6 protein-coding genes are annotated in these 5628 nt (G+C 43.6%); 5 read left to right on the plus strand and 1 reads right to left on the minus strand.

The genetic code is table 11. The features are described 5' to 3' along the window. The 5 genes from A3761_RS13590 to A3761_RS13610 form a co-directional block, all read left to right on the plus strand. On the plus strand, positions 1-532 hold a 532-nt coding region (locus tag A3761_RS13590), incomplete at its 5' end, for a sodium ion-translocating decarboxylase subunit beta (protein ID WP_156491840.1). Positions 533-646: 114 nt separating this feature from the next. Continuing rightward, on the plus strand, positions 647-1777 hold the full coding sequence (locus tag A3761_RS13595; RefSeq protein ID WP_068507862.1) for an alpha/beta fold hydrolase: 1131 nt from the start codon (positions 647-649) through the stop codon (positions 1775-1777). A 15-nt stretch (positions 1778-1792) separates the two neighbouring features. Continuing rightward, a complete protein-coding gene (locus tag A3761_RS13600; protein ID WP_068507860.1) occupies positions 1793-2218 on the plus strand; it encodes a peptidylprolyl isomerase in 426 nt (141 codons plus the stop codon). A 152-nt stretch (positions 2219-2370) separates the two neighbouring features. Next, positions 2371-3117: a response regulator gene (locus A3761_RS13605; protein ID WP_068750347.1), complete on the plus strand. Its 747-nt coding sequence runs from the start codon at positions 2371-2373 to the stop codon at positions 3115-3117. Positions 3118-3168: 51 nt separating this feature from the next. After that, complete coding sequence (locus A3761_RS13610; RefSeq protein WP_068507854.1) at positions 3169-4716, plus strand: ATP-binding protein; 1548 nt, start codon at positions 3169-3171, stop codon at positions 4714-4716. A gap of 54 nt (positions 4717-4770) precedes the next feature. Here the strand turns inward: A3761_RS13610 and rnt are convergent, their stop codons facing one another. Continuing rightward, on the minus strand, positions 4771-5415 hold the full coding sequence (rnt, locus tag A3761_RS13615) for a ribonuclease T (protein ID WP_068507852.1): 645 nt from the start codon (positions 5413-5415) through the stop codon (positions 4771-4773). Between the last annotated feature and the right edge of the window lie 213 nt (positions 5416-5628).

The following is a 5628-nucleotide window of genomic DNA, read 5'->3' on the forward strand; positions in this document are numbered from 1 at the left end:
TCAGCTTCGTACAGTTAATCAATTGGAAAAAATTCTTTTCCCGATTATTGTATTGATTCTGGTTGCACTTTGTCTTCCTGATGCTGCGCCTCTTTTGGGTATGTTCTGTCTTGGTAACTTGATGAAAGAGTCGGGCGTTGTGGACCGTCTTTCTGATACAGCCCAGAATGCTTTGATTAACATCGTAACTATTTTCTTAGGCCTTTCTGTTGGTTCTAAATTAAGTGCAGACAAATTCCTTGATTTTCAAACGCTGGGTATTTTGTTCTTGGGTATGGCTGCATTTGCAGTAGGTACCGGTACTGGTGTAATCATGGCTAAGTTGATGAACGTATTTAGTACTAACAAAGTTAACCCTCTGATTGGATCTGCTGGTGTATCAGCTGTTCCAATGGCTGCTCGTGTATCGAATAAGGTTGGTCTGGATAATAATCCTCAGAATTTCTTGTTGATGCATGCGATGGGGCCAAACGTAGCAGGTGTTATCGGTTCTGCAGTTGCTGCGGGCGTTATGATCAAGTTCTTAGGCTAGGAAGCCAGTAGTACTACTATAGAAACCCCGGCTTGTGCTGGGGTTTTTTTATTTGTGGGGCTAAGATAATAACTGTGAGATATCTTTTTATTGTTAACAGGGTTGTAGCTATAGATGGTTGAGAAAAAGCTAAGATTGCTAGATAAAGTTTTTTTATCTGTTCTTAATGGTGTGGAGCAGTTTGCTTTTTCGGAGAACTTTAATATCTCAAACTTGAGTTCATTCGATGAAATCTTTCAAGATGGCATCATGTCAGTTCGTCATTATCACCCATTAGAGGATGATGAGATTGAGATCGCGGGTGAGAAAATCAAGGTAGAGAAAAAGCGACACAAAACGCCCGTTATCTTGGTGCCGCCTTTAGCCGCAACATCAATGATATTTGATTTGATGCCGCATAGAAGTGTTGTTCGTTATTTTTTAGCGAATGGTTATGATGTTTACTTGGTTGATTGGGGAGATGTAACCGCAGATCATAAAAACCTGTCGCTGGAAAGCTATGTGCTAGAGTGGATGCCAATGATCATGGATGCTGTCATTACGCATTCTGATGAGGAGGAGGTGTCAATCTTTGCATACTGCATGGGTGGCTTGCTTTCTCTTATGTATCTGGCGGTTTCAGGTGATGAATCAGTCAAAAACCTGGTGACAGTCGCGAGTCCGATCGATATGCATCAGAGCGGCGCAGCAGGTAAGGTTTTGTCGGCAATATATAAGCCAGCGCACCTGGTTTCCAACGTGCTTAATTTTTCCTTACTTGATTTACCGACACGCTATTTTCATGTGCCTGGATGGACTTCATCGCTAGTGTTTAAATTAACTAACCCAATGGGCTCAGTGATTAATACGTATGAGAAGTTTTTGAATTTATGGGATAGGGAGTATTTGGAAGAAAGTCTGACTATGAGCAAGTGGTTTGACGACATGGTAGATTATCCAGGGCGTACCATTCGGGAAATGGCGGTTCATATGATGATCAATAACACCATGGCTAAAGGAAAAATGCGTATTGGAAAGGTGATGGCCGAGTTTAATCAAATTAGATGCTCGATTCTGGCATTTGCAGGCGAGTCTGATAATTTGGTGAGTGTAAGTGCTGCGCACAAGGTTTTGGATATAGTCTCTTCAGAAGATAAAGAGTTTTGTGTTGTTCCGGGTGGGCATGCGGGCGTCTTTGCTGGTAACAAAGCGCCGCAAAATACCTGGCGCATAGCTGTAGATTGGTTGGCAAGCCGGTCTGATTAACAAGAGTGATAAATAATGGCAGAAAGGCAAGTATATAAAGTTAACTATTGGTTGAAGAATGATGATGGGCAAGTAGTCGATACTTCAGAAGGTGGCGAACCAATGGTAATTGAGATTGGTGGTGCTTCCGTGATTCGAGGGCTTCAAGAAGCTGTAAAGGGGAGGCAAGCGGGTGATCGCTTGGAAGTGCAGGTGCCGCCAGAAATGGCTTATGGTGCGCATAACCCGGAGTTTGTGTCAAAAGTACCTATGTCAGCTTTTGAAGGAGTAGAGCATGTTGTAGAAGGTATGAAGTTCCAGACCAATACCGGCTCTGATGCGCAGGTTGTTCAGGTTGTTAAAGTAGAAAAAGACTTCGTCCTGGTTGATGCAAACCACCCTTTAGCAGGCTTGGTTCTCAATTTTGAGATTGAGATAATCGAAGTGGTCGAAGCTGCGTAAAATTTAGCTAGAATAAAAAATATGCAATTTTTCATGTGTTTTTTGAAGCTGCATATATACTTACTGTTACATAACGGAAAAATGTATGGAATATCAGTACCTTTCGGGTCTCCATGCAATCCCAAATCACGAACTAAGATAAGAAAATACAGATGGAAGTTGAACAACAAAACGACGCTTGGCGAATTTTAATAGTTGAAGACGATGAGCGTTTAGCTGATCTCACCAAGGAATACTTGGAGAGTAATGGGCTTGTCGTTTCGGTTGAAGGTAATGGCTCTCATGCAGTTGATCGTATCGTCAATGAAAAGCCTGATCTGGTAGTGTTGGATCTGATGCTTCCAGGTGAGGATGGCTTGTCAATATGTCGTAAGGTGCGTNCTAATTATAATGGACCGATTCTTATGTTGACTGCGCGAACTGACGATCTAGATCAGGTACTAGGTTTGGAAATGGGGGCCGATGATTATATGTCTAAGCCTGTTCGTCCTAGGGTTCTGCTAGCAAGAATTCGCGCCTTACTTCGTCGGATTAATGAGCATGTTGACCAATCATCAGATGCTGGTGCAGAGTCAGGTCAGGCAGCTGATGCGACCCGCTTGGTATTTAACAACCTGGTTGTTGATAGCTCAATGCGAGAGGCATGGTTGGACGATGAAAGTATCGATTTAACCAGTGCAGAGTTTGACTTACTTTGGTTATTATCCAGTAATGCAGGTAACGTGCTGAGCCGTGAAGAAATCTTTACTAACTTGCGCGGTATCGAATATGATGGTCAAGATCGTTCGATTGATGTTCGAGTCTCTAGAATTCGTCCGAAAATAGGTGATGATCCGGTTCACCCACGAAGGATCAAGACAGTTCGAAGCAAGGGCTATTTGTTTGTAAAAGAGGCTTAGTTTATAAGTCTCTCAAGCTCGGCTTGCCAAATTATTTAAAGAGTTTTGGTTTTGAAGAAAATTCTAATTCGTATTTTTATTGGCCTAGTTTCAGTGATCACTGTGCTAGGCCTTTTTAGTCTTGGTCTGGTTAAAGTCTCTAATCAGGTTAGGGAAGAGCACTACTGGCATGATTTGCTGGTTACTCCTATGACCGAACTATCCCGTGTAATCAGTGAAGATCATTCAAAGCTGCCTGAACATACTTACCTATCTGATTATGAATCATTAGGTCTAAGTGCGGTAGAGCAAGAGCGTTTGATGTATGGACGACTGCTTGTGTCCCTGGAAGGTGACTACCTTAGAGCGATTATCCAGCAGCAAAATTCTAGCGAGCAGTTGTTAGTTTTTGAGTCTTTGCGCGATAAGCAGTTTTCAGCACTTTTTCGTCTTCTTGTAAGCGAATTACTGGTTGATGCGACGGAGTTGAGCAAGCTTGAAAGCATTGAATCACTGCTTAATGTCTCGATTGCTAAATTGGAAGAGACGAGTTCGGTAAGTTCTCAGTTAGTATTAAATGATATTGCCAAACAGGGTTTTCATGACGGTCTTGATGAAGATGGTTTATTTAGTTATGTGCGCTTGAAGAGCGGAGAACTGCTTCGTCTAGAGTATGGTGAAGTGTTCTCCGGTTTTTCATTTATTTTGTTCGTTGCACTGGTTTCCCTGTGTGTTGCAGTGCTTATGCTCTTTGTTTATTACCTGGTAGAGGGGTTCAGTCGCCGTTTACGCTCTATTGAAACAGCGGCAAGTCGTATTTCGCGAGGTGAGCTAGATGCTCGTGTATCCGGGGCGGGAAGTGAAGATGCGATCAGTCGCTTAGGTGGTGCTTTCAATAGTATGGCCGACCATATACAGCGCCTGATGTATGTGCAGAAAGAAATGATCCATGCTGTATCGCATGAGCTTAGAACCCCTGTTGCTAGAATACGCTTTGGTGTACAAATGATTGAAGACTGTCCCTCCGAGGAAGCATTGCAAAAGCAAGTAAAGGGGATCGATGGCGATATTCAGGAGCTTGACGAATTAATTGATGAGATATTGACCTATGCTCGACTTGAGCAGGGCGGGCCAATCTTGGCATTTCAGGAAGCTGATATTAGCGCAATTGTTGATCAAGTTGTTTCCGAGCAAGGCCTTGTTAAGCCAGATATGAGTATTTTCTCTGAGTTTAAAGAGGGCTCTGATGTATGGAAAATGTCAGAGGTTGAAACACGTTATATACATCGTTCGATTCAAAACCTTGTTGGTAATGCGACACGCTATGCTCAAGGAAGGGTAAAAGTTGTTTGCTCTTTTGATGCAGAGACATGTCGTGTAGATGTTGAAGACGATGGCCCTGGTATTCCAGAGGAAGATTGGGAGTCTGTCTTTACGCCGTTTGCGCGTTTGGACGATAGTCGCACACGTGCTTCAGGGGGTTATGGCCTAGGCTTGTCAATTGTACGCCGTATTCTTTATTGGCATGGGGGGCAAGCCTTCTTGGGCAGAAGTGATATGGGTGGAGCGAAGTTTAGTTTGGTATGGCCCAGGAAACAAAGCCAGACGAACAAACCCTAGGTGGCGATATCTGAAGCGCGCAGCTGCTGTCTGGCTTATCTTAGTAGAAAGTGCTTAAGAGGACAGGGGCCAGCCGCCGAGGTGTTGCCACTTATTGACTATCTTGCAGAATAGTTCTGCTGTCTTCTCCGTATCATACTTTGCGGTATGAGCGGCTTTCCCATCAAATTCAATTCCTGCCGCTCCACAGGCTTTTGCGAGAACGGTTTGGCCATATGCCAAACCCGACAGCGTTGCTGTATCAAATGTCGAAAAGGGGTGAAAAGGGTTGCGCTTAATATTGGCTCTTTCTGCTGCGGCAAAGACAAAGTTGTGGTCAAAGGTTGCGTTATGACCCACAAGTACAGCTCGTGTACAGCCAGTTTCCTTCACTGCTTTTCGAATAGGTGTGAATATTTTATCTAGGGCTAGCTTTTCGGGTTGAGCATTACGAAAAGGGCTGTGCGGATCAATTCCGGTAAATTCTAGCGCAGAAGCCTCAAGATTTGCTCCTCTAAAAGGCTCTACATTGCAATGTACAGTTTCTTTTAGGTAGAGATCGCCATCGGTCTTCATGCTGATAATAACAGCGGCTATTTCTAGTAGAGCGTCGGTTTTTGCGTTAAAGCCAGCGGTCTCAACATCAATCACGACTGGAAGAAAGCCCCGAAAGCGATTGGATATGGCGTGAGAATTGCATTTTTCAGATTGGTTTGGCACGGTTTGTCCTTATTTGTTCCGTTGCGTGGCTAAGTCGGCCAAGTTGTAGCGACAGTATATCAGAGCAAGGTTATGATAGGGCAAAGAATTGCCAGGTTTTGTTTTCAGTTTTTATGTGACTTGGAAAATACCTTATTAGGGGCTTGCTACAAAAAGAGCTGATCCGATTTATTATGGTAAGAGAATTTGTGAGGTGTCCGATTTGAAGCGCGG

Source organism: Oleiphilus sp. HI0123 (assembly GCF_001635315.1).